General features: G+C 42.3%; 17 protein-coding genes. 9 read left to right on the forward strand and 8 right to left on the reverse strand.

Annotated features, from left to right (window positions below; translation table 11 throughout):
• The coding region (locus tag N477_RS26255) for a hypothetical protein (RefSeq protein ID WP_196760582.1) at positions 1-505 on the forward strand (505 nt) is incomplete at its 5' end.
• A 692-nt stretch (positions 506-1,197) separates the two neighbouring features.
• On the opposite strand, the gene N477_RS05015 is transcribed toward N477_RS26255, so the two are convergent.
• Positions 1,198-1,665, reverse strand: a complete 468-nt coding sequence (locus N477_RS05015; protein ID WP_063360523.1) for a DM13 domain-containing protein — start codon at positions 1,663-1,665, stop codon at positions 1,198-1,200.
• A gap of 660 nt (positions 1,666-2,325) precedes the next feature.
• Here N477_RS05015 and N477_RS05020 point away from each other — a divergent pair.
• The 4 genes from N477_RS05020 (at position 2,326) to N477_RS05035 (ending at position 12,733) form a co-directional block, all read left to right on the forward strand.
• A complete protein-coding gene (locus N477_RS05020) occupies positions 2,326-5,496 on the forward strand; it encodes a glycosyl hydrolase family 18 protein (protein ID WP_063360522.1) in 3,171 nt (1,056 codons plus the stop codon).
• 66 nt (positions 5,497-5,562) lie between these two features.
• Positions 5,563-7,173, forward strand: coding sequence for a lytic polysaccharide monooxygenase (locus N477_RS05025; RefSeq protein ID WP_063360521.1), 1,611 nt, complete (start codon positions 5,563-5,565; stop codon positions 7,171-7,173).
• A gap of 24 nt (positions 7,174-7,197) precedes the next feature.
• Positions 7,198-9,840: a glycosyl hydrolase family 18 protein gene (locus N477_RS05030; RefSeq protein ID WP_063360520.1), complete on the forward strand. Its 2,643-nt coding sequence runs from the start codon at positions 7,198-7,200 to the stop codon at positions 9,838-9,840.
• Positions 9,841-9,961: 121 nt separating this feature from the next.
• Positions 9,962-12,733, forward strand: a complete 2,772-nt coding sequence (locus N477_RS05035; RefSeq protein ID WP_063360519.1) for an Ig-like domain-containing protein — start codon at positions 9,962-9,964, stop codon at positions 12,731-12,733.
• Between the two features lie 51 nt (positions 12,734-12,784).
• Here N477_RS05035 and N477_RS05040 read toward each other — a convergent pair whose 3' ends face one another.
• On the reverse strand, positions 12,785-13,975 hold the full coding sequence (locus tag N477_RS05040) for a DUF418 domain-containing protein (RefSeq protein ID WP_063360518.1): 1,191 nt from the start codon (positions 13,973-13,975) through the stop codon (positions 12,785-12,787).
• 176 nt (positions 13,976-14,151) lie between these two features.
• Between N477_RS05040 and N477_RS25890 the strand changes: the two genes are divergently transcribed.
• A complete protein-coding gene (locus N477_RS25890; RefSeq protein WP_155731800.1) occupies positions 14,152-14,325 on the forward strand; it encodes a hypothetical protein in 174 nt (57 codons plus the stop codon).
• A 77-nt stretch (positions 14,326-14,402) separates the two neighbouring features.
• On the opposite strand, the gene N477_RS05045 is transcribed toward N477_RS25890, so the two are convergent.
• Positions 14,403-15,650: an alpha/beta hydrolase-fold protein gene (locus N477_RS05045; RefSeq protein WP_063360517.1), complete on the reverse strand. Its 1,248-nt coding sequence runs from the start codon at positions 15,648-15,650 to the stop codon at positions 14,403-14,405.
• A 171-nt stretch (positions 15,651-15,821) separates the two neighbouring features.
• On the opposite strand from N477_RS05045, the gene N477_RS05050 reads away from it, so the two are divergent.
• Complete coding sequence (locus N477_RS05050; RefSeq protein WP_063360516.1) at positions 15,822-17,882, forward strand: winged helix-turn-helix domain-containing protein; 2,061 nt, start codon at positions 15,822-15,824, stop codon at positions 17,880-17,882.
• Between the two features lie 85 nt (positions 17,883-17,967).
• Here the strand turns inward: N477_RS05050 and N477_RS05055 are convergent, their stop codons facing one another.
• The 4 genes from N477_RS05055 to N477_RS05070 form a co-directional block, all read right to left on the reverse strand.
• A complete protein-coding gene (locus N477_RS05055) occupies positions 17,968-18,699 on the reverse strand; it encodes a LytR/AlgR family response regulator transcription factor (RefSeq protein ID WP_063360515.1) in 732 nt (243 codons plus the stop codon).
• On the reverse strand, positions 18,687-19,781 hold the full coding sequence (locus N477_RS05060; protein ID WP_063360514.1) for a sensor histidine kinase: 1,095 nt from the start codon (positions 19,779-19,781) through the stop codon (positions 18,687-18,689). Before N477_RS05060 ends, N477_RS05055 begins: the two co-directional genes overlap by 13 nt.
• 98 nt (positions 19,782-19,879) lie before the next feature.
• Positions 19,880-21,778 carry a serine hydrolase domain-containing protein gene (locus tag N477_RS05065; RefSeq protein WP_063360513.1) on the reverse strand — a complete coding sequence of 633 codons (1,899 nt, stop codon included), beginning with the start codon at positions 21,776-21,778 and terminating at the stop codon, positions 19,880-19,882.
• Positions 21,779-21,942: 164 nt separating this feature from the next.
• Positions 21,943-22,506 carry a TetR/AcrR family transcriptional regulator gene (locus tag N477_RS05070; RefSeq protein WP_063360512.1) on the reverse strand — a complete coding sequence of 188 codons (564 nt, stop codon included), beginning with the start codon at positions 22,504-22,506 and terminating at the stop codon, positions 21,943-21,945.
• 78 nt (positions 22,507-22,584) lie between these two features.
• Here N477_RS05070 and N477_RS05075 point away from each other — a divergent pair, with 78 nt between their 5' ends.
• Positions 22,585-23,118 (forward strand): dihydrofolate reductase family protein, encoded by a 534-nt coding sequence (locus N477_RS05075; RefSeq protein ID WP_063360511.1) that lies wholly within the window; start codon positions 22,585-22,587, stop codon positions 23,116-23,118.
• A 44-nt stretch (positions 23,119-23,162) separates the two neighbouring features.
• Here N477_RS05075 and N477_RS05080 read toward each other — a convergent pair whose 3' ends face one another.
• Positions 23,163-24,110: a LysR family transcriptional regulator gene (locus N477_RS05080; protein ID WP_063360533.1), complete on the reverse strand. Its 948-nt coding sequence runs from the start codon at positions 24,108-24,110 to the stop codon at positions 23,163-23,165.
• Between the two features lie 124 nt (positions 24,111-24,234).
• Here N477_RS05080 and N477_RS05085 point away from each other — a divergent pair, with 124 nt between their 5' ends.
• Entirely contained in the window at positions 24,235-25,404 is a 1,170-nt protein-coding gene (locus N477_RS05085) for an efflux RND transporter periplasmic adaptor subunit (protein ID WP_063360510.1), read from the forward strand.
• Positions 25,405-25,409: the final 5 nt, after the last annotated feature.

The following is a 25,409-nucleotide window of genomic DNA, read 5'->3' on the forward strand; positions in this document are numbered from 1 at the left end:
CGGTGCAGGCGATTCATTCGGCGCAGGTGATTCATACGGCACAAGGCCGGACGATTTTGAAACATTCCCTATGAATGAGCGTAACCCAGAAACAGGTGGTTTTGAGCATTATGGTGTATTATATATTGAAAGAGATCAATATCTAACAGGTAACTTTGAACCATATTTAAGTATGTGTGTGAGAACAAACTCGTCCTTAATAGTGGGCGCGAGTTCCTTAAATGATGAGGCAACTTACTACGACAAGTATATTGCACGTGGCGAATATGGAAAATACTATCCGGATTTGCCTGACTATTCAGGTATAGAGTTAGAGCTGAGATCTGCGTCGACAGGCCTAAAGCAGAGAATAAACATGATCAAATATGGTACTAAGTTTGAGTTTGAGGGGATGCTCTTTGGTCATGGTCAATATGAATTTAAAGGCTACGTGAGAGCTTTCTATAAAGGTTCAGAGAGATATGATGCTGAGGGGTGTGAATCAATATTAGGACATAGATACTAAATGTAAGTCTGTTAGGGGAGTTAAGATCTATTAACTCCCCGTATGATATTTATCTTAAATGAAATAGATACACTTCATCGATTTCATTGTATTTGATATATCTATCATTACAGTGAGTATGATTAACTGTTATGCAAGCCCCTTTGTTCTAATGTACCGTTACTTTAGTAGAAAGTATGTGATTTATACCCCTCTTGCTGCTTGAACCTGAATCATTTACTGGATAAGGCTGGCCCATTGACTATAAATACGGAGAAACAATAAATACAAAGTATGTAACTTTTTATATCCAACTTCCTATCTTTTCGCAGTGTATTTATACGAATGAAGCTCAAAACACAAACGCGGATTACTTCGTACCATTACCAATCAATGAGCTAAACTCGGTTGACTACAATAGAATGTATTGAGTTCCATTGTAACCATTATATTTACGTGATGCCCATAGCCACTTCCAAGCGTGCTATAAGATATGTGTGAAAGTTGGTAAGTATATCGTCATTGTTTCAAGCTCCTTATACGACAGGATGTACAAATTACTAATTTTGCATTCAAGGGCTAGGGAGGTCATGCGATAGGCTAAAATAAAGGGCTGGATGCACACTGCAAAAAAGGCAGTGATCCTAATTTCGATAGTGGCTAATGATCCAATAATAGGGGGGCTGTTTGGCCCCTTGAACCATATCATTTAGTTACTGATACTTTCCTGCAGTAATGAATTCACCAAACGTTTCACACCACACGACCACAGTCGAAAACTTTTCTATATCAATGCCTGTTGGCACATCAACAATAAAGCCGTTAAAGCTCGAAACCATACTGACAAACTGCATTGTGTTTTTATGCTGTTCAAATTCAACTTCATTTTCTACGAATGTAGGTGATAGATATAGCCGATAGTCAGGGCCTGGTGCCAGCCTGCCTTCAAACGCGATATTTTGCTCCCCGATAAACACATTGCCTTCACCGAAATGCAAAAAGTCTGAGCCTTTTAGATTTTTATTAAACATGGCTGTGAACTTTGCTTGATTGGACGCCGTTGAGAGCGCTGTTTGTGTGGGGGCTGGCGGAGCCATCATGATGGGTAAAGAATATACCCCCAGTGCAAATCCGGCACAAAAAATAAACACAGTAAACAAAACTTTAAACAAAAATCGCATCTTCTATATGCTCTAGTAAATGAATGTAACTTAACCTTAGCTTGACCACTCTAGGAGTCAAACACTTGTATGTTTTATTTGTGTTAATTTGTTTGTTAATAAAAAAACATTCCAAAAAAATGCGTTCTGTAATGATAAGAGATGATTGACATTTTGCGGTTTAATTAAAACTCCACATGAAAAAGTGCAGCACCTTAGTAATTGCATGAAAATACTAAAGTATTCTTTATAAATCTATAATTGTTTCTTTTTTTATTTCTATTTATCAAATATCAACATAACGATTAGGTGATTTATAGTACAAATAAAAGTATTAGAAATTTATTTTTAATTAATAATAATGGTTTAACTTCTGGTTTGTCCTCGCCATATTGTAAATAAAAGTAAACAAAAACCATGTTAATTAAGTTAACATTCACTCTTTGTGTTTTGTTGTTTATTTGTCAACAAAACAATCAATATCAATGTGTTACGTAACTCATGATTTTGTCTAAAACGGTCTTTTTTCTAGTTATTTGGTTTGTTATTTTTAATTTATCCTAATCCCTTGTGGTGTGTTTTTGGATCGGTACAATCGCCGCTGCTCAGTATTGCATTAGGTAAAATTGTTACTGAATGTAATTTTATAAACAAAAATCATACAAATTAGGAAATAATCAAATGAGCGTGTCAAAATCCTCAAATAAGGTACTCAAGCTCAGTGCCATTACCATGGGTTTGATCAGTGCATCGGCTTTTGCCGAGGTAAACTGTGACAGTCTAGCTAGTTGGGAAGCAGGTAAAATTTATGTTGGCGGCAATCAGGTGCAACAAGATAACGTTGCATATAAAGCAAATTGGTGGAACCGTTCTTCACCAAAACTAAAATCTGGCCAATGGCAAGAGTGGACGAAGCTAGGCGAGTGCAGTAGCGCAGAGCCTATTAACCAAGCGCCTTCAATTAAATTGCTCAAACCAATCGCGGATATCACCGTGGCTGAAAATGAACAAGTCATCATCGATTTTTCAGCTAATGATAGCGATGGTGAAGTGAAGCATGTTGCGGTATACCACAATGATGCATTGGTTAAAGTACTGAGCCAAGCGCCATATAGCTTTTCTTGGCAAGCGAAACAGGGCAAACATGAGTTCCATGGTGTTGCGTTAGATGACGATGGTGCTACTGCAAAATCAGTCAGTCGCAAAGTAAGTGTTGAGGCGTTGCCGCCAAAAGATCAAAATACAGCACCGATTGCACGCTTAGCTGCTCAATTACCAAGTGAGCTAGAAGTGGGTAGCCAGATTGTATTTACTTTGATTGCAAATGATAAAGAGTCAGATGGTTTGACTCAATCACTCTCTGTGAATGGCATCGAAGTAGTCAGTACATCTCAAAATGAATTCGAATATGTATGGACAGCCACTGCAAAAGGTCCGCAGACATTTGTCTTAGTCGCTAAAGATGAACACGGTCTAGAATCAGAAAAAATAAGCCGAACCTTTACGGTGAAAGCGAAAGATGATGGTCAAAGCTCACATGACGATTGTCGCCCTGCGGGCTTATACCAAACGCCGGGTGTGACGCCGTCTTACTGTGATATCTATGACAGTGAAGGACGTGAAGAAATGGGCGCCGACCATCCAAGACGTGTGATTGGCTACTTCACAAGTTGGCGCCACGGCAAAAACGATCAGCCAAGCTACCTTGTTAAAGACATTCCATGGGACAAGATTACGCATATCAATTACGCGTTTGCACACGTCAATGATAAAAATGAGATCAGCATTGGTAACCCGAATGCAGACGGTAATGCGGCAACCAATATGACTTGGCCAGGTATTGCTGGTGCTGAAATGGATCCTAGCTTGCCTTACAAAGGGCATTTCAACCTGCTGAATAAATACAAAAAGCAATATCCACACGTGAAAACCATGATCTCGGTTGGTGGCTGGGCTGAAACTGGTGGCTATTTCGACGAAACTGGTAAACGCGTGAATAACGGTGGTTTCTATACGATGACCACGAATGCTGATGGCAGCGTTAACCATGCTGGTATTGCTCAATTTGTGAAAAGCTCTGTTGAGTTTTTAAGAACTTATGGTTTTGATGGCTTAGACGTCGATTACGAATACCCATCATCAATGAAAGACTCCGGTCACCCAGAAGATTTTCCTGTGAGTAATGCAAGACGTGCGGGGCTAAACAAATCTTATCAAGTGCTGATGAAAGAATTACGTGAAGCGCTTGATAAAGCAGGTGAGCAAGACGATAAACACTATATGTTGACCATTGCTTCTCCGTCATCAGGCTATTTATTGCGTGGTATGGAAACCTTCCAAACAGCACAGTATCTAGACTTCGTAAATATCATGTCGTACGACTTGCACGGTGCGTGGAACGATCATGTTGGTCACAATGCGCCGCTTTACGATACGGGGAAAGACACAGAGCTTAAGGTGTGGAATGTCTACGGCACTAAAGAGTTTGGTGGCATTGGTTATTTGAATACCGACTGGGCAGTAAACTATTTCCGCGGTGCATTACCAGCAGGACGTATCAACATTGGTATTCCATATTACACTCGTGGCTTTAAAGACGTACGCGGTGGTGAAAATGGCTTATGGGGCCGCGCACCTTTGCCAAACCAAAGCGATTGTCCAAAAGGCACAGGCATTGGTGAGAAGAACAAATGCGGTAACGGTGCAATTGGTATTGATAACCTGTGGCATGACATTGAAAATGGTCAAGAAGTGGCTGCCGGTTCCAACCCACTTTGGCATGCGAAAAACCTTGAGCATGGGATCAAGCCAAGTTACTTAGAAGTTTATGGCTTAACACCGGAAACCGATGCAGATGATGTTCTGCGCGGTGACTACGTACGTCATTACGATGAAGTTGCTGTTGCACCATGGCTGTATAACGCCGAGAAAAAAGTATTCCTATCGATGGAAGACACAGAGTCTATGAAAACCAAATTAGACTATGTCGTTGATAAGGGGCTGGGTGGTGTCATGTTCTGGGAGCTTGCTGGTGACTTTGATTATCACGCTGATAAAGGCGAGTACTTCATGGGCTCGACAATGACAGCGCTGGCATACAACACCTTCAACCAAAGTGGTGTGGCCTATGACAATCATGTTGGTGATAGTGCATTTGCAGTACCCACCGAAGCAGTTGATATTGCATTTGAAGCGAAAGATTTCCCGGTGGGTGACCAAAACTACCCAATTCGCCCAACGTTTGCCTTTACTAATAACTCTGAGATTGACCTGACCGGTGCAACGATAACGTTCAATGTACCCACATCTACCTCGGCTATTTTCAAGTCAAATTGGAATGCGCGCAAAAAGCTGGGTATGCGTGTAGAGCATGATGCATCAAATTCTGCTGGCAATAACATCGGCGGTTTTGAAAATGAATTCCACCGTTTTTCAATCACATTTAAAAATGAATGGGGTGGTCAGCTTGAGTCTTTTGCCCCGGGTGAGACTGTGAATGCACAAGTTATGTACTACATGCCTATCACAGGCCCTGTGAACTTTATTGTTGAAAAAGACGGTAAGCAGTATGCATTTGCCTCTGAATATCCAGATCTGCCAGTCGCTAAAAAACACAATCCAAATCCGGGTGACGGCGATAAAAACCCACCAAATGGGCAGCAGTGTGAAGGCGTGAAAATTGAGAACATCAACACGTATCCAAACTGGCCTCGCACCAACTGGGCAGGTGATCCAAGTCATGCTGTCGGCGGCGACATGATGATCCACAACGGCGCTGTTTATAAAGCCAAGTGGTGGACAAATGGCACACCAAGTAACGGTGGCGCATGGCAGAAAGTGTGTAGCCTGTAACGGCCACTTTTATTCCCAACCGGAGTGATCTGCGGATCACTCTTACAATCAATAAATGAGAAAACTATGAGACAACAAGTAACCTTATGCGCGCTGGGCGTAGCCATAGGTGTGGGCGTCATTAGTAAAGTGAACGCGCATGGCTATATGGACTTTCCCAAAGCGAGGCAAGCAATCTGTCAGGAGCAAGGTGGATTTTGGTGGCCAAAAGATGGCTCAAAAATCCCCAATGCTGCATGCCGTGCTGCATACCTTAAATCAGAACACGTGCAATTTATTCAAAAGCATGAGTTTGCAGCAAATACAGCAGATTTTCGTAACCAAGCCGCTGTTGAAGCAAATATCCCAGATGGCACATTGTGTGGCGCAGGTGATAGCCAAAAAGCGGGGATGAATATTCCGTCAACGCAGTGGCAGGCAACAGAGATAAAGCCAAACGCTAATGGCCAAGTGAAAATTCGCTACCGTGCTACAACACCGCATAACCCCAGCTTTTGGCAGTTTTATTTAACCAAGCCGGGTACGGATTTTAAGCAAAAACCACTTGCTTGGAGTGACTTAGAGCTGGTGCAAGAGCATGGCAATATTGCATTTTTCATGGCACCAGATGGCAAGCGCTATTACGAGATGGAAGTTGCGATCCCAGAAAAGTTTTCTGGAGATGCGATTTTATACAGCCGCTGGCAGCGTGATGATGTGGTGGGTGAAGGCTTTTATAACTGTAGTGATGTGACCATTGTGCGTGGTACTGAGCCAACGCCGACGCCAGATACTTGGTTCCCAGTCGATTATTTTGTCAAGCAAGGTCAAGAGGCAAGTGCTGGAGACACGGTTTGGGTCAGAGTATTCAACGGTAATGGTAATGAGCTTATTCAAGAGCGTCTCGATGTCACTTCAGCCAATGAAACACACTGGCAAAGTCAGTTTGCTTTAAATCTTAGTACGCAATTTGCTGACATTGTGCGCATCGGTGTGAAAGACAGATCGGGTAATATTGAGTTTAATTCTGAGGCGATTTCGAGCAACCAAGTCTTTTTATCAGACAAGTCATATAGCTATAACTTATCGGTGATTTCAAAGCAGAAAAACACCGCACCAACAGTGCACACGCCAGCGCCAATCACCATTGATGAAGAGCAGAGCAAGCACTTGCATGTCCATGCATTTGATGATGAGCAGCCGACCCTGAAATTTGATTGGCAGCTACCAAGTGCATTGAGCTTTACCGGTTCAGGTTCAACCATCACGATCACTGCGCCAAAGGTGGACGCGGATACGCGCTTTGACGGCAAAGTGACCGTGTCAGATGGCAGTTTAAGCAAAACAGTCCCACTGGTTGTGAATGTTAAAAACATCGATACCGATCCTGGCACGCCAGACAAGCCAACAGGTGATACTTGGGCGCCCAGCAAAATCTACACAGCTGGCGATACCGTGGTTTATCAAGGCAAAACTTATCGTGCTAAATGGTGGGTTCGCGGCCAACTACCAACGTCGAGCCATGCGTGGGAGTTAGTACCAAGTGGTGATGATTCAGATGCAGGCAATACATCATGGCAGTCAAGCAAAGCCTACCGAGGCGGTGAAGTCGTGACTTTTAACGGTGCACGCTATCAAGCTCGCTGGTGGACGCGTAATCAGCAACCTGATCAACATTCCGTTTGGAAAAAACTATAAAAATATCATAGAGGTAATTCAAAAATGTTTAAATATTTAACTACTGCTGCAGCTGTCGGTGCAGCGCTTGCAAGTGCCGCTGTTGTGGCTGCGCCATCAACACCAAGCATTAACTGGAAACCACAAAATTACTCGTTTGTTGACGTGAATATTTATGGCCGAGGGTCATACAAGCAACTGATCCAAGCCAAAGACGTGGTGGATATTCAAATTGAATGGAATGCATGGTCAGGGAAAGGCGGCGATAGCTATAAAGTATATTTTGACAATGAAGTGGTGAATGAAGGCACACTCGCTGAGGGCACAACCGGTGGCACAATTCGTTTTCCGTACCACAAGTCCGGTCGTCACGAATTAAGAATCGCATTGTGCGATGCATCTGGCTGTTCGATGTCTGCCTCAAAGCCAATTGTGATCGCCGATACAGACGGTGGTCACTTAGAGCCACTTAAACTGAATGTAAATCCAAACAATAAAAAGTTCGACACAGATCCAAACACGGTTGTCGGTGCTTATTTTGTTGAATGGGGTATTTATGGCCGTAAGTTCGATGTGACACAAATTCCTGCAGATAACTTAACCCACCTACTTTATGGTTTTATTCCAGTATGTGGTCCAAATGACTCGCTGGCAGAGATCGAAAACGGCAATAGTTTGAGAGCGCTTAAGTTAGCCTGTGGTAGCTCAAAAGACTATGAAGTAGTGATCCATGACCCTTGGGCTGCGGTGCAAAAAGCACTACCGGGGATCAGTTCTAAAGATCCAATTCGTGGTACATATGCACAGCTAATGGCATTGAAGCAGCGTAACCCAGACTTGAAAATTTTACCTTCTGTGGGCGGTTGGACACTCTCAGATCCGTTCTTTGACTTTGATGTGAAAGCAAACCGTGACACCTTTGTGAATTCAATGCGTGAATTTCTTAAAACATGGAAATTCTACGATGGTATCGACATTGACTGGGAGTTCCCAGGCGGTGATGGTGCAAACCCAGATTTAGGTTCAGACAAAGATGGTGAAGTCTACATCATCCTGATGAAAGAGCTTCGTGCGATGTTGGATGAACTCGAGATTGAGATGGGTCGAGAGTTTGAGCTGACTTCAGCAATCGGTACTGGTTACGACAAAATTGAAGACGTTGATTATCAGCAAGCCGCGCAATACATGGACTACATTTTTGCCATGACGTATGACTTTGCAGGTGGTTGGAACAATGTAACAGGTCACCAGACTGCGATTTATTGTGGCTCTCATATGTCTACAGATGAGTGTAACGGCACCGGTGTTGATGATAAAGGCGAAGCGCGAAAAGGCCCAGCATATACGCTAGACAATGCCATTAAATTGCTCTTGGCCCAAGGTGTGCCAAGTGAAAAGTTAGTTGTAGGCACTGCGATGTATGGTCGTGGTTGGGAAGGCGTATATCCACAAAATGCACAAATTGCTGATAACCCAATGACTGCGCCAGCAAATGGTAAATTACGCGGTTCGACGTCGCAAGGTGTTTGGGAAGCAGGCGTTATCGACTACAAGGGACTAAAAGCACACATGATTGGTCATGATGAGCAAGGTATTAATGGTTTTGAAGTAGGGTACGATGAGCAAGCTGAAGCAGCATATGTCTGGAATCGCCAAAAAGGCACCTTGGTTACCTATGACAGCCCTCGCTCTGTGCGCGCAAAAGGTCGCTATGTACGTGAGCATAATTTAGCGGGTCTATTTGCGTGGGAAATCGATGCAGACAATGGTGACATTTTAAATGCAATGCACGAAGGCCTTGCGGGTAAGGTCACTAACCCAACGCCAGTGAATAAAGCACCTGTTGTGACACTGACGAACCAGATTACGTTAAATGCGGGCGATATTCATGTTCTAACGGCTCAAGCTATCGATCCTGAAGGAAAAGCGCTTACTTTTTCTTGGCAAGGTGATGCGGCCTTAAATCTGCAAAGTGAAAATGACAGCGTTATCGTGACAGCACCAAGTGTCACAAGTGATTCTGTGTTCACCGTCAACTTGGCTGTCAGTGATGATGCAAACACGGTTAACCGCACAGTAAAAGTCATTGTTAAAGCACCTGTTGTAGAAAACAAAGCGCCAGTAGTTGGGACAATTTCAGCGATATCCCTTGATGAAAACACTAGCGAGTCTATCAGCGTATCAGCAACCGATCCTGAAGGAAAAGCACTGAGCTTTGCATGGCAACTTCCGGGTCACACGATTGTTGGCACAGGCAGCACTGTCACGGTAAAAGCAGGTGAAGTCACACAAACTGAGACAATCACAGGCACCGTTGTGGTATCTGATGGTGAGCACAGCGTGACGCGTCAGTTTAATGTGACGATTAAGAATGTCGAAACGGATCCAGAGCCGACGCCAGATGATGGCAAGACAACTTGGGATGCAAACAAGGTGTACACCGGTGGCAACACAGTTTGGTACAAAGGTGTTCAGTATAAAGCGCGTTGGTGGACCCGAGGTGCGGTGCCAAGTAACGGCGGCGTATGGGCTGAGATCATTCCTGATGATGGCAAAGTACGCGATTGGCGCAGTGACCTAGTTTATACCGGTGGTGACAAAGTGGTTCACAATGGTGAAACCTACCAAGCTCGCTGGTGGACACGCGGTCAAACTCCGGGCAGCAACTCTGTTTGGCGCAAGCTATAACAGGTTAGTTAACTGAGCTCGTTCGAACCGAGCTCACTCAAACCAAGTTTATTCAAACCGAGTTCATTCTGGTGCATGGATGCACCTTCTTACTATAACAACAAGTACAGAGTAAATATCCATGTTAAAAGCAAAAAAAATAGCGCTACTGGTCGCGGCAAGTGTTGGTGTTTTTTCAACGTTCGCGGCTTTGGCCAGCGAGCCTGTGAGCCTGCACAATAATGAACAATTGAAAGCAAACATCAAATCGCAGCTGTCACAGCATCAAAGCTTTTTTAGAGCGACATCAAATGACGAACAGCAAGATTTAGAGTTTATCACCCACCAAACAACACAAGACGGACGCCACATGCGCCGCAGCCAGTATTATAAAGGTGTGCGTGTGTACGGCGGTGAAATTGTCACTCACCATAATGAACAAAACTTTTTAAGTGTTTGGTTTCAACCTGAAGGAGAAATCACCTCAATCAGTGGATCTGTTGTCCCAGATATCTCGCTTGCCACGGTTAAAACGAGCATTTCTGATAAGCAAGCCATTGAGTTTGCAAAAGAGCAAATTACTGAGCTGCTTGCAACATCAGATGAACAGGTTGAGCTGGTTATTTACCCTCATCAAGGCAAGGCAAAACTCGCTTATTTAGTGACTTTATTTGCTGAAACTGAACATGCACCAATGCGCCCAGAGTTTGCAATTGATGCACATTCCGGTGAAGTGCTGTCGCGCATTGAAACACTTAATCACTCAAAAATTGGCATGGGTCCGGGGGGTAATGAGAAAATTGGCAAGCATTATTATGGTGATGATATGCCAAAGTTCCACGCAAAGGAGTTGGGGAATGGAAATTGTGAAATGTCTCATACAGACATTCGTGTTATCGATATGGAACATGGCACAACGAATACACAAACGTATCAGTTCCCATGTCACGAAAATACTCATAAGCATGTAAATGGTGCTTATTCACCACTCAACGACGCGATGTTTTATGGTCAAGCAACCATAGACATGTTTAATGATTGGTTCGACAGCCGTGCATTATCGGGCGACCTTGTAATGCGAATCCATTATCGTAAAGATTACTTGAACGCGTTTTGGAATGGTAAAGAGGTCACTTTTGGTGATGGTGACTTAGATAACTACGGCGTTTATCCATTTACGTCTTTAGGGGTTGTTGCCCATGAAATCGGTCATGGTGTCACGCATCAAAACTCTAAATTGGTTTATAGCAATATGTCTGGTGGCGTGAATGAGTCATTTTCAGATATGACTTCTGAAGCACTTGAGTGCTTTATGAACCAAAAGCCAGATGGCACTTGTGAAGTTGACTGGCTGATTGGCGCGAGTATCTTTAAAAATAGAACGGCACTTCGTTATATGGAGAATCCAGAGCGAGATGGCCGTTCTATCGGTCACGCCAGCAAGTTTGAAATAGGCATGGGTGTTCACCACAGTTCGGGTGTATTCAATCGCGCTTTCTATTTACTTGCAAATAGTGAAGGTTGGGGGGTTAAAAAAGCTTATGAAGTGATGCTTCATGCCAATAAAAACTTCTGGGTTTACAATGGTAAGTTTGAATCGCTTGCCTGTGGCGTAACAGATGCTGCGGCTGACTTGGGCTACGACACTAAAGCCGTGGGAGAAGCCTTTAAAGCGGTAGGTGTTTTTGCTTGTACTGAAAATAAAGCGCCGACTATCTCAATTACTAGCCCACAAAGCAACGGACGTTACCTGATTGGCAGTGACGTTACGTTTAAAGCTGATGCTAAAGATGAATATGGAGCCGTAGAGAAGGTGGAGTTTTTCGTCAATGGTGCACTGTATAATACCGATCTTCAAGCGCCGTTTGAGACCCAATTTAGTGCTGAAAAAACAGGTATATATACGGTGACAGCCAAAGTAACCGATGATGAAGGCCTATCAACAGACGCTGCCCCCGTGTCATTTAGCCTGATCGATCCAAGCCAATGCCAAACAGCACCTTGGCAAGGTGGTAAAGTCTATACCCAAGGTAACAAAGTCGCATTTGATGGCTTTGAATATGAGGCGAAGTGGTGGAACCGAGACCAAAGTCCAGCCAGCAACTCAGGCTCTTGGGGTGTTTGGAAAAAAGGGCTAGAGTGTGGCGGTGTGGCTGATAAGCCAAACCAAGCGCCAAGCCTTTCAGTTACATCGCCATCAAGTAATGTAGCGATTGAATTAGGTGAGTCAGTGTCGGTGCGATTTGCTGCCAATGACAGCGATGGTGAGATTGCTAAAGTTGCAGTGAGCGTCAATGGTCAAGCGCTAACTGAGCTAACGCGCACTCCTTATGCATTTAACTATCAACCACTGGAAGTAGGCACCTATCAATTATCAGCGGTTGCATATGATAATGATGAGGCACAATCCGCGACTGTGAGTCGTACCATTACGGTAACAAATGCTGAGCCACAACCAACACCAGAGGCCCCAAGCGTACGCTTAACGAGCCCTGCAAATGGCAGTACATTTAATGTTGGTGAGCAAGTTGCACTGTCAGTTGTCGCCAGTGACAAAGACAATGATTTAAAGCAAATTGCTTACTTTGTGAATGGCAAGCAAGTTGCAGCATCAAGTGTAGCGCCATACAGTGCTAACTTTAAGACTACAGCGGCGGGGAGTTACAGTGTATTTGCCATTGCAACGGATGCACAAGGCTTGAGTACACAGTCTTCGACAAATCGCTTTAAAGTGAATGGCAGTAAACCGAGCTGTGATGTGCCAGCATGGCAGGCAAGTAGCGTGTATACATCTGGTAAGCAAGCCAGCCTTGATGGACAGTTATATCAAGCGAAGTGGTGGACACGCAATCAAAACCCAGCGCAATATTCTAGCCGTTGGGCAGTATGGAAACACCTAGGCGAGTGTAAATAACCTCCACTTGAATCGACCAAAGGGCCAGCTTACTGGCCCTTTTTTACATATTTACAACGCCTTTCTCCACATCATCTCTACCGGCCCTTGTCGAAATTGATTAAGCCACCACAGCCCAAAAGATACTTGCGCAGCTAAAATGACAGCACCAAATACTCCAATCAAATAAAATGGCAAAGTATTCATCAGTGCTAAGCCATACCCATAAAACAGCATGACGCAGAGCGTGGTTTGCATTAAGTACATGGTCAGTGACATACGTCCCAAAGTATTAAGCCCAAGTGCAACTTTGTTGTGGCATTTATCGATGAATTTGACGATGCAAGCAAGATAAGTTAATGCTAAGAATAGGCAGCCTAGGTGGTAACACACACCTTGCACAAAACCAATTAAGTTAAGAGAAAACGGGCTACCTGTCATGGCTTTGACTACGGCGTACACTAAATTCAGCAAAAGCCCTGTAAGCGCTAAAAAAGTAATTGCCTGCCACGAAATAACGATGTTGATACGACCCTGTTTCATAAACGTTTTGACAAAATAAATCCCAAGTAAAAATTGCCCTAGAACTTGAAGGGGCCTTCCCGTAATAAGATAAGACATAGGTCTTGGGATAGCGCTATAAATGTTTGCAACAAACACGTCCATAAATTCGGTTGAGGTGCGCATACTCAGCAAGCTGGTATGCGCATAACCGAGATTTGATTTTAAGCTTAGCGCAATCAGTTTTAGAGCTGACCAAAAGCTGGCATCTTTGCTGATTATGGCCATGAGGTGAATAAGTAAAGGTATTAACAGGAGGGTGAGGGCGATAAAAAGTAAGCGCGGTGCAGACAAGCGCATAAACCAAGGCAGTGTCATACCTAAAAGGCTATACAAAACAAGAATATCGCCATGCCAGATAAAAAACATGTGGATGAGGCCAATGAACAATAAAACACCCATTCTCCTGCGCCAATACGAAGCAAAATGAGCACCTTGCTTTTGTTCATGTAATAGCGCAAATCCTGCGCCAAACAATATGGCGAACACGGTATAAAATTTACCCTCAACCAGCCAATCAATGACAAATAACGTGGCTCTGTCAGCAAAAGGAAGCTGGCTTATTTGAGTATAATTTAATGAATAAAATCCAAAAAAACTCATTAAATTGGCAAATATGATGCCGCATAAGGCAAACCCGCGGATAGTGTCTAGAAGCGGTATCCGACCATAACTTGGTATAGGTGTGTGTGGCATGACCATGATAGCATCCTTTATCAATTGGTAATTGTTATATTATCTCAATAAAAGAAGAATATGACTATATGACGTTTTTGTGAACTTGTTTGTTTATTAGACGATTGTCTAGTGCCTGTTTGTTCAAATTAGCGACACACTGGTTTTGCCAATCTTGGCTCAACAAAGTAAAGGAAATAACAATGAAATTAAAAATGAACAAAAAGAGCGTAAAAAACCTTTCTAAGACAATGGCTTCATTAAATCAAGAAAAAACACGCCAAATAGCAGGTGGTATTTCTGCGATGGGATGTGGGCCAATTTCTGATCCGAACTATTCTTGCCCTGTTTCAATTAATGGCTATAAGTGTAATTAAGCGCTTAAATGTCAGTAAATCGGACCTGACGGAACAGGTCCTCATGGGTTACAAACTCATTATATGAGGGGCAGAATTTACTTTTTTGTCAGTGTTTCTATCTTATCCGTTAACCACTCCTTTCTTCTGGTATTTTCAGGTTCTGATAGTGTTAACGCTTTACGATAGAGTGTCAGTGCCTCACTTGCTTTACCTTGTAGCTCTTTACTGACGGCAAGTCCAGCGACAGCTGACGCAGAGCTTGGCGAGTGTGATATCCAATACTTAAATAACGCATCAGCTTCGCCATAGCGGCCTTGACCTCGTAAGCGCTGTGCGATAGCACGAATACAGGCTGCATTGTTGCTTAGGTTTAAGTTGGGGTAGACATCAAAACCCACTTGTTTGCTAAGCATCTGATAATGCGCGAGGATATCTGTCAGTGTTTGATTCCCGTTATTTGTGAACTCGATGAATTTAATACCTATATCCCAGTCTTTACGCGGAAATACAAAGCCAATGGCGTTTAATAAGCCGGGCACTATCATGGGGTAGTGACCATAATCATCGATGTGTTCGACTTTTAACTTAAATGTTTTTGAGTAAGGGGCGAGCGCTTCTCGAAGCTGTTTGGCAAGGGCATATCTGACCGGGTTTCTCTCAGCTTCTCGCTTTGCTGACGCGACATAGAGAAAACCGGTTCTGTCGGGGGTCTTCTCGAAGCTTTTAGCGATTGCATCAATCATGGTGGTATCAGGTGTATAGCCCAATCCCAGTACATCGGTTGCAGCAAATAAGAAATGCGCGTTGAATAGATTAGGTGCTGCATTTAAGGTATGCAAACCAAATGCCGCAGTGGGCGATGCACCGATGAAAATACGGAAATCATTGATGCGGTACTGACTTTTTAAAAATGGAAACAGCTCTTTTTGCAAGTAGTTAATCATGTCTTGCGAGCGCCCTTGTGAAAAGCCTTCTACGTCGCCATTCCATCCACTGAAACTTGCATGCAATTTAGGCCCCCATGCAAACCTATTATGGGAGTGAATGGATACGATAATGGCTTGCGGCATGGAAGCAGTGTCGCCGAGGTGGCTTAAAATACCATTTGTTGCCTCAGAGACTAGCCAACCATCGAGCGTAACAACCAGTGGGTAGGTACGTTTTTCAGATGTGGTGTGATAGTCCGAGGGTAAATACACATCAAAGTTTGGTGTTTCCTTTATATATTTGGAGGAAATACTGAGCGTTTTGCCAACGATAAGTGGTATTTCTGTGATTGGTTTTACGCTAGCTTGTGTACAAAAAGTCGCGATGAAAAATAATATGTACCATACAAATTGCATGTTACGCTCCTGAATTATTATTGTGATATTCGAGGCTACAGTGTGACAAACTGAGCAAGGGAAACATGAAATCGACCTGAAATCATCATGATATCTTTATGAAATTATTGCTTATTTGTGTTTTACTATGGGTATGCGTGAGCACTGATAAGAAAAGCTAGGCTAAAATACGTGCGACAAAAAATAATAATAAACGAGCGAGTTATTGATACCGCGAGAAATCAAATCACCAATAAAAACCAACCGCAGGTCTTGCCGCCTAAAGTAATTGCGGTTTTATATTGCTTGGCAAAAAGACAGGGACAAGTGGTCAGCCATGATGAGATGATTGACGAGGTTTGGAAAAGCGTTGTTGTGTCACCTAATTCGCTACAGCGTGCTATTGCTGAACTGCGAAAGGCACTTGGCGATGACGGTAAAGCGCAGGCCATCATTAAAACGCACTCAAAGCAAGGTTATAGCTTAGAAGCTGAAGTTTTATGGGTCGAGCAACAAACCGAGCCAGAAATAAAGGCGCACACACATGCAAAGAAAGCCACAAAGCCTGTACTTTTTTTGGCAATCGTATTGTTTATGCTCAGCTTGATTGGTGTGTTTTATTTTGCAAAGCCGCAGAGTGAGACGCTTGAGTTTACTCAACTGACTTCTATGACTGCCAGTGATGTACAAGAAGGCGCGGGAGTATTTTCACCTGATGGTAAATACTTGGTATTTTACCGTCACCTAGAGAGTTGCGAGAGTGAGCTGTGGGCCAAAGATCTTGCAAATGAGCAATCAATGAAGCTGACACTGAGCGGGGCTAAATTCACGGGGTTTACGTTTTCACCAGATGGGGAAAAGTTGGGCTTTTTGCAAAACCGAGCATGTGAGCATGAGCCCATTGAATACCAAAACACTGTAACAAACTGCTGGGATTTGGTGGCAATTAACTTTGCTGAAGCCTTGAAAAGTCCGCAAACACCACATGTACTAAAATCATGTAAGCCGACCAAAATGTATCATCCGCAGTGGTTAACTGCAGACTCATTTGCCACACTTGATTTACAAAACAATCAGTTACGTGTTGCGTTGCACAATATAAATAACCATCAAGTCGCCACGCTCTTTGAAGATAAAAACTTACATTTATATGTATTAAGGTATTCACCCACTCATCAATTATTGGCCGTGATAGGGTTTAACCAAGAAGGAGGGCAAGTATTGAGCTTGCTAAAACCCTCAGGTGAGCTTGTTGCGCAAAATATCATTGATTTTCCCGCGTCATTTGATGGCAGTTCACGTATTTACCCCAATTTTGACCCTGATTCAAAAAGGTTGCTTTATGGTAGTGGTAAATCCTTGTTTGAACTGGACTTTGATGGCAGTGTAAAGCCTATCTCCTTGCCCCTCTATCAGGATATTTACAGCATTAATTTCCACCCACATAGCAATGTGATAGTGGGCACTTACGGTACTTACGATTCGGACTTAATTACTATGCCTTATGTTGATGGCCAAGTGCTGGGTGAGTCAAAACCCAGTGTTCGCTCTACAAGGCGAGAAGAACAAGGGAAATGGAGTCAAAATACGGAACACCTCGCGTTTATCTCTGAGCGTTCAGGAAGAAAACAAGTTTGGTTGTCGAGTGGAGGAGAGCCAAGGCGATTGACACAGTTTAATGGTGCTGAATATCCATCGTCTGTGGAGTGGAGCGCTGATGAAAATAAGTTATATGTTGCGACTAACCAAGGGCTGTACCTCTATGACTTAACTGGAAATTATAAACGCTTGTTATCTGAGCAAAGGTTCGTAGGGGTATATCAGTCGAACCTGCTTATGCATACTTTATTGGCTTATGAGAAAGAAGCGATAGTACATCTATCAACTCGAAATGAAGAGGGGGAAATAGAGAATTTGCTTAAAGTGGCAATACAAGATGCAGTGCTATTGAAGCCTCATGAGCTGGTTTATCAAGATTCAAATGGTCAATTTTGGCATTTAAATCAGGGCCAGGTGGTGGCTTTGGCGCTATTAAATCAGCATACGCATAAGGCCGGCTTTGTTGAGCGAGATGGTCGTTTATTTGGGCTGACAAAAGGCAATATGTTGTGGCGCTATAATTTAAAAGAGCATACCTTTCAAGTGCTTAAGCAAATCGATGACGGTATTACGTCGATTTCAGATATCAATGACACTCAGTTGTTGTTTGTAAAGCGCATCTCTCAGAAAAAAGAAATTGTATTGATTGAATAGCACCCGCTTTTTAGACATTGTTAAATAGGTGCACAAGATGAAATTAGTTTCCAGCATAAGTTGAGGAAAAAATAGTTTCTTAAAATTAGAAACCTAATTTAGCCTTCATTATTTGTAAGTTGCGCCTAGAAACTGAAATTGAGGTGCAATGATTGAGCGTTACTTCACATGTGTCACCAACTCCTAAATCAGTGTTAGTCACTGAGTTTAGATTTATGATCTGCTGACGGTTCGCTTGAAAAAAGTCTGATTCAGGTAAGCGTTTTAATACACTGTTCAGTGGCTTTTTTATATACGCATCTCTATTAGAAAAGAAAACTCGTGTGTAGTTTTTACAGCTTTCAAAATAATCGATTTCTTTTATCGGAAGTAAATAACATTGCTCACCATCTTTAATAAATACTTTACTTTGCATAGTCATAGTCGCAACTTCTGGCTCTTGAAAAGTGCCAGAAGGTGTCTCCACGTCTGATGCTGTCAATTTGGTAATAGCGTCACATAAACGAGATTTATTTATTGGCTTTAATAAGTAATCAACAACGTTATAGTCAAATGACCTCAACGCATGTTCATTGTAAGCCGTTGTAAAAATAACTTTTGGAGAATAATCTAGCTGTTCTAGTAAATCGAAGCCACTCTCTCCAGGCATATGGATATCTAAAAAGAGTACTTCAGGCCTAAAGTTTTTGACCAACTCTAATGCATTAGCAACACAATCTGCACTACCAATAACGTCTATTTCTGCGAAGGGCTCCAGTAACCGTATCAAGCCATTACGGGCTAACCTTGAATCTTCAATAACAACTACTGATAACATGTCACTTCCTTAGGCAAAGTTAAAGTCGCGATAAATTGCTTATCGTTAAGCTGTGTCTCTAGGGATCCTTTAGGGCCATAAAGTAGTGATAACCGCTCCCGAATATTTGCTAGGCCAATCTGCATGCTGGTTGTTGTAGTATTGATCTCTTTCGGGACTGTATTAGACAGTTGAAGAATTAAACTTTGTTTTGATTGAGTAATAGATAAGTTGATTTTTCCAGCAGTTTTTGAGCTTTCTATGCCATACTTAACTGCATTTTCAACTAATAGCTGTAACATCATGGGCGGTACTTGATATTCTGATAGGCCACTTTGAATCTCAGTATGATAAATTAACTTTTCTTCATACTGTATTTTGATTAGTTGCATGTACTTATTTAGCATTTGAACTTCACTGTTAAGAGATACTTTATCTTGTTTCGTAACCTCCAGTGCATAACGTAGCAGCTCGGACAACGTGACCATCATGTCATCGGCTGTTTCGACTGACTCGGCTATCATAAAGCGAATGTTGTTTAATGTATTAAACAAAAAATGGGGGTTTAGTTGCGTGTTTAAACTTTCTAATTGTGTAGACTTGAGTGAGTTTTCAAATTGCAAGCTTTGTAGCTTTGCAGATATAGCCCGTTTTTGGTGGCTAATACTTGTATAAATAAAAATCCAAGAGCAAATGAATAATTGAGTTTGTAAGCATTGCCTTAACATAAATCTGGATGTGTACGCATTAATTAAAGACACGTTTTCACCAATATAGCGAAGATAAATAGAGTTATAAAAATCGACGTAATAACAGACTGTAATTATCGAAAAAGTAACTAAAATAGATAACACTGTTCCCGCTATTAATAAGCTGGGTATTTGTTTTTGATATTGGGCCGAGACCCAACCACGAGTGTTGAATATATATCTAAATATGAGAGTGGAAATAGTAAAGAAAATGGCAAACAGTATAGATACTTTTAAAACATGTATATTAATTTCACCTTGCTCAATGCTGGTAACCAAATCAACACTGATGACCATAATGAGTGCGGAAAAATGATAGAACCAATAAAGAGGTGTTCGTGGGAAAAAGTACATAGAAAGCGCCTGTAATTAGTTTTTATTGTTGTTCTTGGTTAAAAGCCAGGCTTGTAAATTCAAGTTTGGGCGAATTTTCGCCCATATCGATGATTGCCCTAAGATGCCAATTGGATATTTACTAATTTATAACTCATTAAAAATAATGATAAAACACAATGTGATGCTACTATACTTACCAAGTAATAATGTACAAAGCTTTTAATGCTTTTTTTACACTGTTGCAAACAAAAAGCTGCCGCAGCAAAACTGAGTAAGGGGTATAGTATTGAGCAAACTTGTACTAGAGGTGAAACCCAGCTCATACTATTTAGTAACATGTAGTCACTTAACAGTATGAAAGGAAGCGCTGTAAGCGTAACGATGAAAGAGGCTGTAAGTGTTAACGCTTTCCAAATTATAAAGTTTGATTTTGGCTTACCTAGTAGCTTTTTTACAGCACTGACTGGTATGGAAAAAACTAGGTACAGTAGGCTAGAAAGCACTATTATTGCGCTTAAAGCGAGTGATGCTAATTTTGCATAGAATACCCAAGCAGGTGTTTTTTTGTATATTTTAGAGTTGCGAACGAGCACATTTCCTGCAATTGGATCTTTTGCAAAAGCAACTTGTGCTGTACCATATTTGTTATAAAGTATGGGCTGCTCATCTTGTTGAAAATAGTATAATTGATAACCACCTAGTAGCCATTTAAATGATAGTTGCTCTTTATGAGTCGTTACAATCACGGCATTGCTAAAATAGGCGACGATATCGCCTAAACTCATACTTGTATTAATTTGCGTGTATAGGCCACTGGCGTCGGAAAAATGATAACTCAAAGGTAAATTTGGCTCATGATTCACTTTTTCTGGTAGTTGTAAGTATTCAGTGATTAACTTTTTTACTTTTCGGTATGCTGGGCCATTTTGTTTTGTCATGGCAATTGCAAAACCCACTTGTAACTGAGGCTGATATCTAAAAGTACTCACTACCCCAGGAAGCCCACCGTTGTGTCCGTAGAATGTTTGTCCCTTAATTATGTCTTTACTGTGTGAAAATCCTTTAAATGATTTTAAACCTAGACTAACTCCTAATTCTGTTTCTATTTTTTGCATTCGAGATACTGATGCGGGAGAGAGCACTCCGGATTGTTCAGGTTGCAAAAATAGCATAAGTAGTTTTGATATATCTTGCATTGAAGCTGTTAAAGAAGAGGCAGGCCGTGTTGCCATATATTCGTAGCCTACAGGAAGGTTATTGTTTAAGTAGGGTATTGCGCCTAATTCATTCCAGTTTTTAGGTTTAAGTAATGAGCTATTTTTCATTGATAGTGGCGAAAATATATATTCATTAACATAGTCCGAGAAACGCATGCCTGTCACAATCTCAACCACTCTCGCGGCAACGGTTGGGCCAGTATTGCTATATGCTTCTCTCGTGCCTGGTGCCCAGCGACTTATTCGGCTTTCAGGGTAAAGCTTTAACACTTGCTCAAGTGATAGTGAATCATCATTTAGCGCTTTTTGCTCCGCCACGTGACTGTCCCAGCCTGTGGTATGCTCTAATAAGTGCTGGACTTGGATTGGGTGGGTTTTATGCCATTTGTTTTTAAATTGAATACTCGGTGCAATATCTTTTAATCTGTCATCAAGTGCTAGTAGGCCTTTGGATTGCAGTTGTAAAATTGCAATACCGGGCAGTAATTTGGTGACAGAACCAAATCTAAATAAGTGTCTATCAGTGGCTAGCTCATTTGTTTCTTTGTTGGCGTAGCCAAGGCCTTGAGTAATTGGTGATTGTCCTTGCTGAACAATTGCGACACCTATAGCGGGTATGTTGTGAACAGTTCGTACTTGTTCAATGTCTGTTAGTAATTGCGATAAGCGATTGTCGCCTTCATTGTGGTCTAGATTTACATTGGCATTGGCATTGGCACATGGGCCTGTGAGCAACAATGCCGTGGCCATAGTGATACATATGGTTTTTATGTGATTTATTAGTTTCATTCTTTTCATGGCATTTTCCTTTTTTTGTTATTGTAAGTACTTGGTTATATTGAGTATGGGAAAGGTGCCAAGCGGGTGGCTGTCTAGTTAAGCGGTCTTAAAATAGAAGTGAGCGGTTAAGCTTGCTTACATCAGTCACTTATTTTTTAAAAAGTGTATTAAAGTCATAGGGCTCATGATTTTAAGTGTTGGTAGTAGTGGCATATAAATGCAAGCTGTTTGTCAATGCCATTAATTTTCAGTGTGTTCCCTTTGTCGCAGCTCATAGCCAGTGAAAACCCATGGAGGTAGTCTACTAACAGATGTAAGAAAACTTCCGACTGGCTGCTATCTAGTTCTAAGACACTGATAATTTGCTCAAACCGGCTAATAAAGACCTCTGCGGGGCTGTCAGATTTCATGCTCAGTAAAGTGTGTAATAGTCCGTCATACTGGCTCAGTATCGCAAGGTAACTTTTGCATAGGGCACTGAGCTCCTGTTGCCAATCTTCTGAGTTTTGTGGTGTATAAATATCTTCAATTAGCGAGGTGGTAATCGCTTCTAACAGGGTATCTTTGTTTTTAAAGTAATGGTAAATCGCCATCGCATCGACCCCAAGTTGTGCTGATAACTTGCGGATACTGGGAATATTACCTGTTGTTGCCATCAAATTTTTTGCGGCACCAATGATAGCTGCTTTACTTAGTGCACTTTGGGACTTTTGGGGACGGCCGCGCTTTTTGGCTGTATTGCTCATTATGAATGCTTAATTTGATTTATATATTCTACATCGTAGAATAATGGAGTTATTATTTAAATCAACTATGAGGATGTCATGGCGAACATCGTATTTATTGCAACAAGCTTGGACGGCTATATTGCAGATAAAAACAACGAAATTGAGTGGTTACATTCAATTCCTGGCACCCAAAAACTGGATTTGGGGTATGACGATCACATTGCTGCCATTGACGGGTTAGTGATGGGCAGAAATACTTTTGAGTTAGTTTGCGGCTTTGATTGCGATTGGCCTTATACAAAGCCGGTGTTTGTTTTGAGCAATACCATGCGGTGTGTTCCCACAGGTTATGAAGACAAAGTAAAGTTAGTCAGTGGAGGGTTGCCCCAGTTGGTAGATAAATTGAATGCGCAGGGGTATGTAGATTTGTATATAGACGGTGGCGTTACAATTCAAAGCTTTTTAAAATCAGACTTGATTGACAAGATGATAATTACAACTATCCCTATCATATTGGGGGGCGGAGTGAGTTTATTCGGTGAGTTAGCCGAGCCACTTCATTTCAGTTGCACAGAAAGTGAATTGTTTGAAAATGGCATATGCCAAAATACGTTTGTCAGAAAGCTGTAGTTTATATCAAACTCATAGAGCGGGTTACTTGATTTCTGACTCGGTTATTTCGGCAAATACATCTTATCTAGACCCGGGATATTGTGCTCCCAACGAGGCACTGCTTCACCAATATAATGCCGTGCAGCATCTAAAAATAATCGCGTCCTGACCGGTAAATCTCGGTGCGGGTAGACTGCATACATGGCGCTGTAATCAGGTAAATTCACATGTGTCAGCATAGGTACTAGCTGCGCGTGATCGATATGATCGGCAAAGAAGAATGCAGGCGCCGTGCAAAACGCAGTATGCGAGAGCACTTTTTCAAGTAATGCCTCACCATCGTTAGATTTAAACACCGGCGTAATAGGCTGCTCTTGAGGCTTGCCTTTGTCATCAATGTAGCTGATAGACTCAAAACGGATGTGGTTACTTGAGTAGGCAGCAGCTGGCAGTTCAGCCAGATCAGACATTTCTTTTGGCTCACCATAGGTCTCGATAAACTGTGGTGTGGCTAAAATCAACATACGGTTTCGCGCCACTTTACGTGCGATCAATGAGGAATCTCTTGGTTCACCAACGCGAAACGCCAGATCAAAGCCTTCTGATACCATATCGATGACGCGGTCATCTAATCTTAACTCTATGGTGACTTGCGGAAAACGCTTTTGGAAATCATTGATCACCGGCAGCAGGTAGTATTTACCGATGTAACTTGATGAGGTGATACGCAATAAACCTCGGGCTTCTTGGTGATAGTTCTCTGCCATTTGCACTGTGTCTTGTAGCAACACTCTCAGCTCAGCAGCTTTTTTAACCATTTCAGCGCCAGCGGCAGTTAATGAAAACGAACGGGTAGTCCGGTTGAGCAGACGTACACCAAGCTCCTCTTCTAATTTGCTGATTTGTTTAGATATAACTGAGCGATCGATGTTTCTGATTTCGGCAGCTTTTGAAAAAGAGCCTTGCTCAACGACTTCTAATAACATGATCAATCGACTGGTTGTATCCATATCTGGCATCACTATAAATGTTTATTGGTGCCATTCTGGCATTAATGTTTTTAAAAAACCACTATTTTTCGTCATTAATAACAGGCGTACGATGTCCGCATATTAATTTTCTGCGGAGCAACAAATGAAAAAGTTAGGTTTTACACTCAGTGCTGTGGCCCTTGCCCTTGTTTTAAGTGGATGTGGTCAATCCAATGCACAGCAAGGACAACAGCCGCCACCTTTAACCATTGACGTAGCAAGCGTTGAGCTTGAACAAGTTCAATCTTGGCACACATTTACCACGCGTTTAGAAGCGCCTGAACGCGTTTTACTTAAGCCGCGTGTATCCGGTCAAATTGAACGTATGGCATTCACCGAAGGTGAGCGCGTCAATAAAGGTCAGTTATTATTTAGCCTTGATCCAAGACCTTTCCAAGCTCAGATTGATACTTTAAACGCCCAGTTAAAAAGTGCTGAGGCAAGCTTAGAGCAAGCACGAGGTGAAGCAGAGCGTGCAAATCGTTTGGTTGCACAAAATGCCATTTCAACAGAAGAGGCAGAGCAGCGCAGTGCAACCCTTCGCAGTGCGATTGCAAACAAAAATGCCATTGAGGCACGTCTGCAAAACGCGCAGTTAGATTTAGAGTTTAGCCAAGTATCCGCGCCTATCAGCGGCACTATTTCTCGCGCGGTTGTCACCACAGGTAACTATGTTAAAGCGGGTGAAACTGAGCTAACGACCATTGTTTCTGACGATGAAATTTACGCGTATTTTGATGTGGATGAGCGCACATGGAGCCGCCAATTTGCTGGTGTCTCTGTACAAGATCAGATCACAGTACAGCTTCAGCGCTTAGGCGAAACCAAGCAAGTAGCGGGTAAGCTTGATTTTATCGATAACGAAATTAATCCCAACACTGGCACATTACGAGTGCGTGCAGTATTTGATGCACAGCAGCATCACTTAAAGCCGGGCGCATTTGCTCGCGTTTCAATCGGTGCACAAAATGCACAGCAAATGGCCATTGTGCCTGAGCGTGCAATTGGTACAGATCTTAAAAACCGTTTTGTCCTGACCATCGACGAAAACAATGTCTTGCAGTACAGATTAGTTGAACTTGGCGAGCGTTACGGTGCGTTTCGTGCCATTAAGTCGGGCTTAGAAGAGGGCGATCGCATTGCTGTTAATGGTCCTGCGCGTGTCGGCCCAGGTATGCCAATTACCCCGAATTCTGTCAGTTTAGCCTTTGAAAATACTCAGTTTGTTTTAAAACAGTCTGACTCTTCTTTATTACTCAGTGCGGCAAACTAAGAGAG

This window comes from Pseudoalteromonas luteoviolacea H33-S (assembly GCF_001625695.1).
Lineage (GTDB): Bacteria > Pseudomonadota > Gammaproteobacteria > Enterobacterales > Alteromonadaceae > Pseudoalteromonas > Pseudoalteromonas luteoviolacea_B.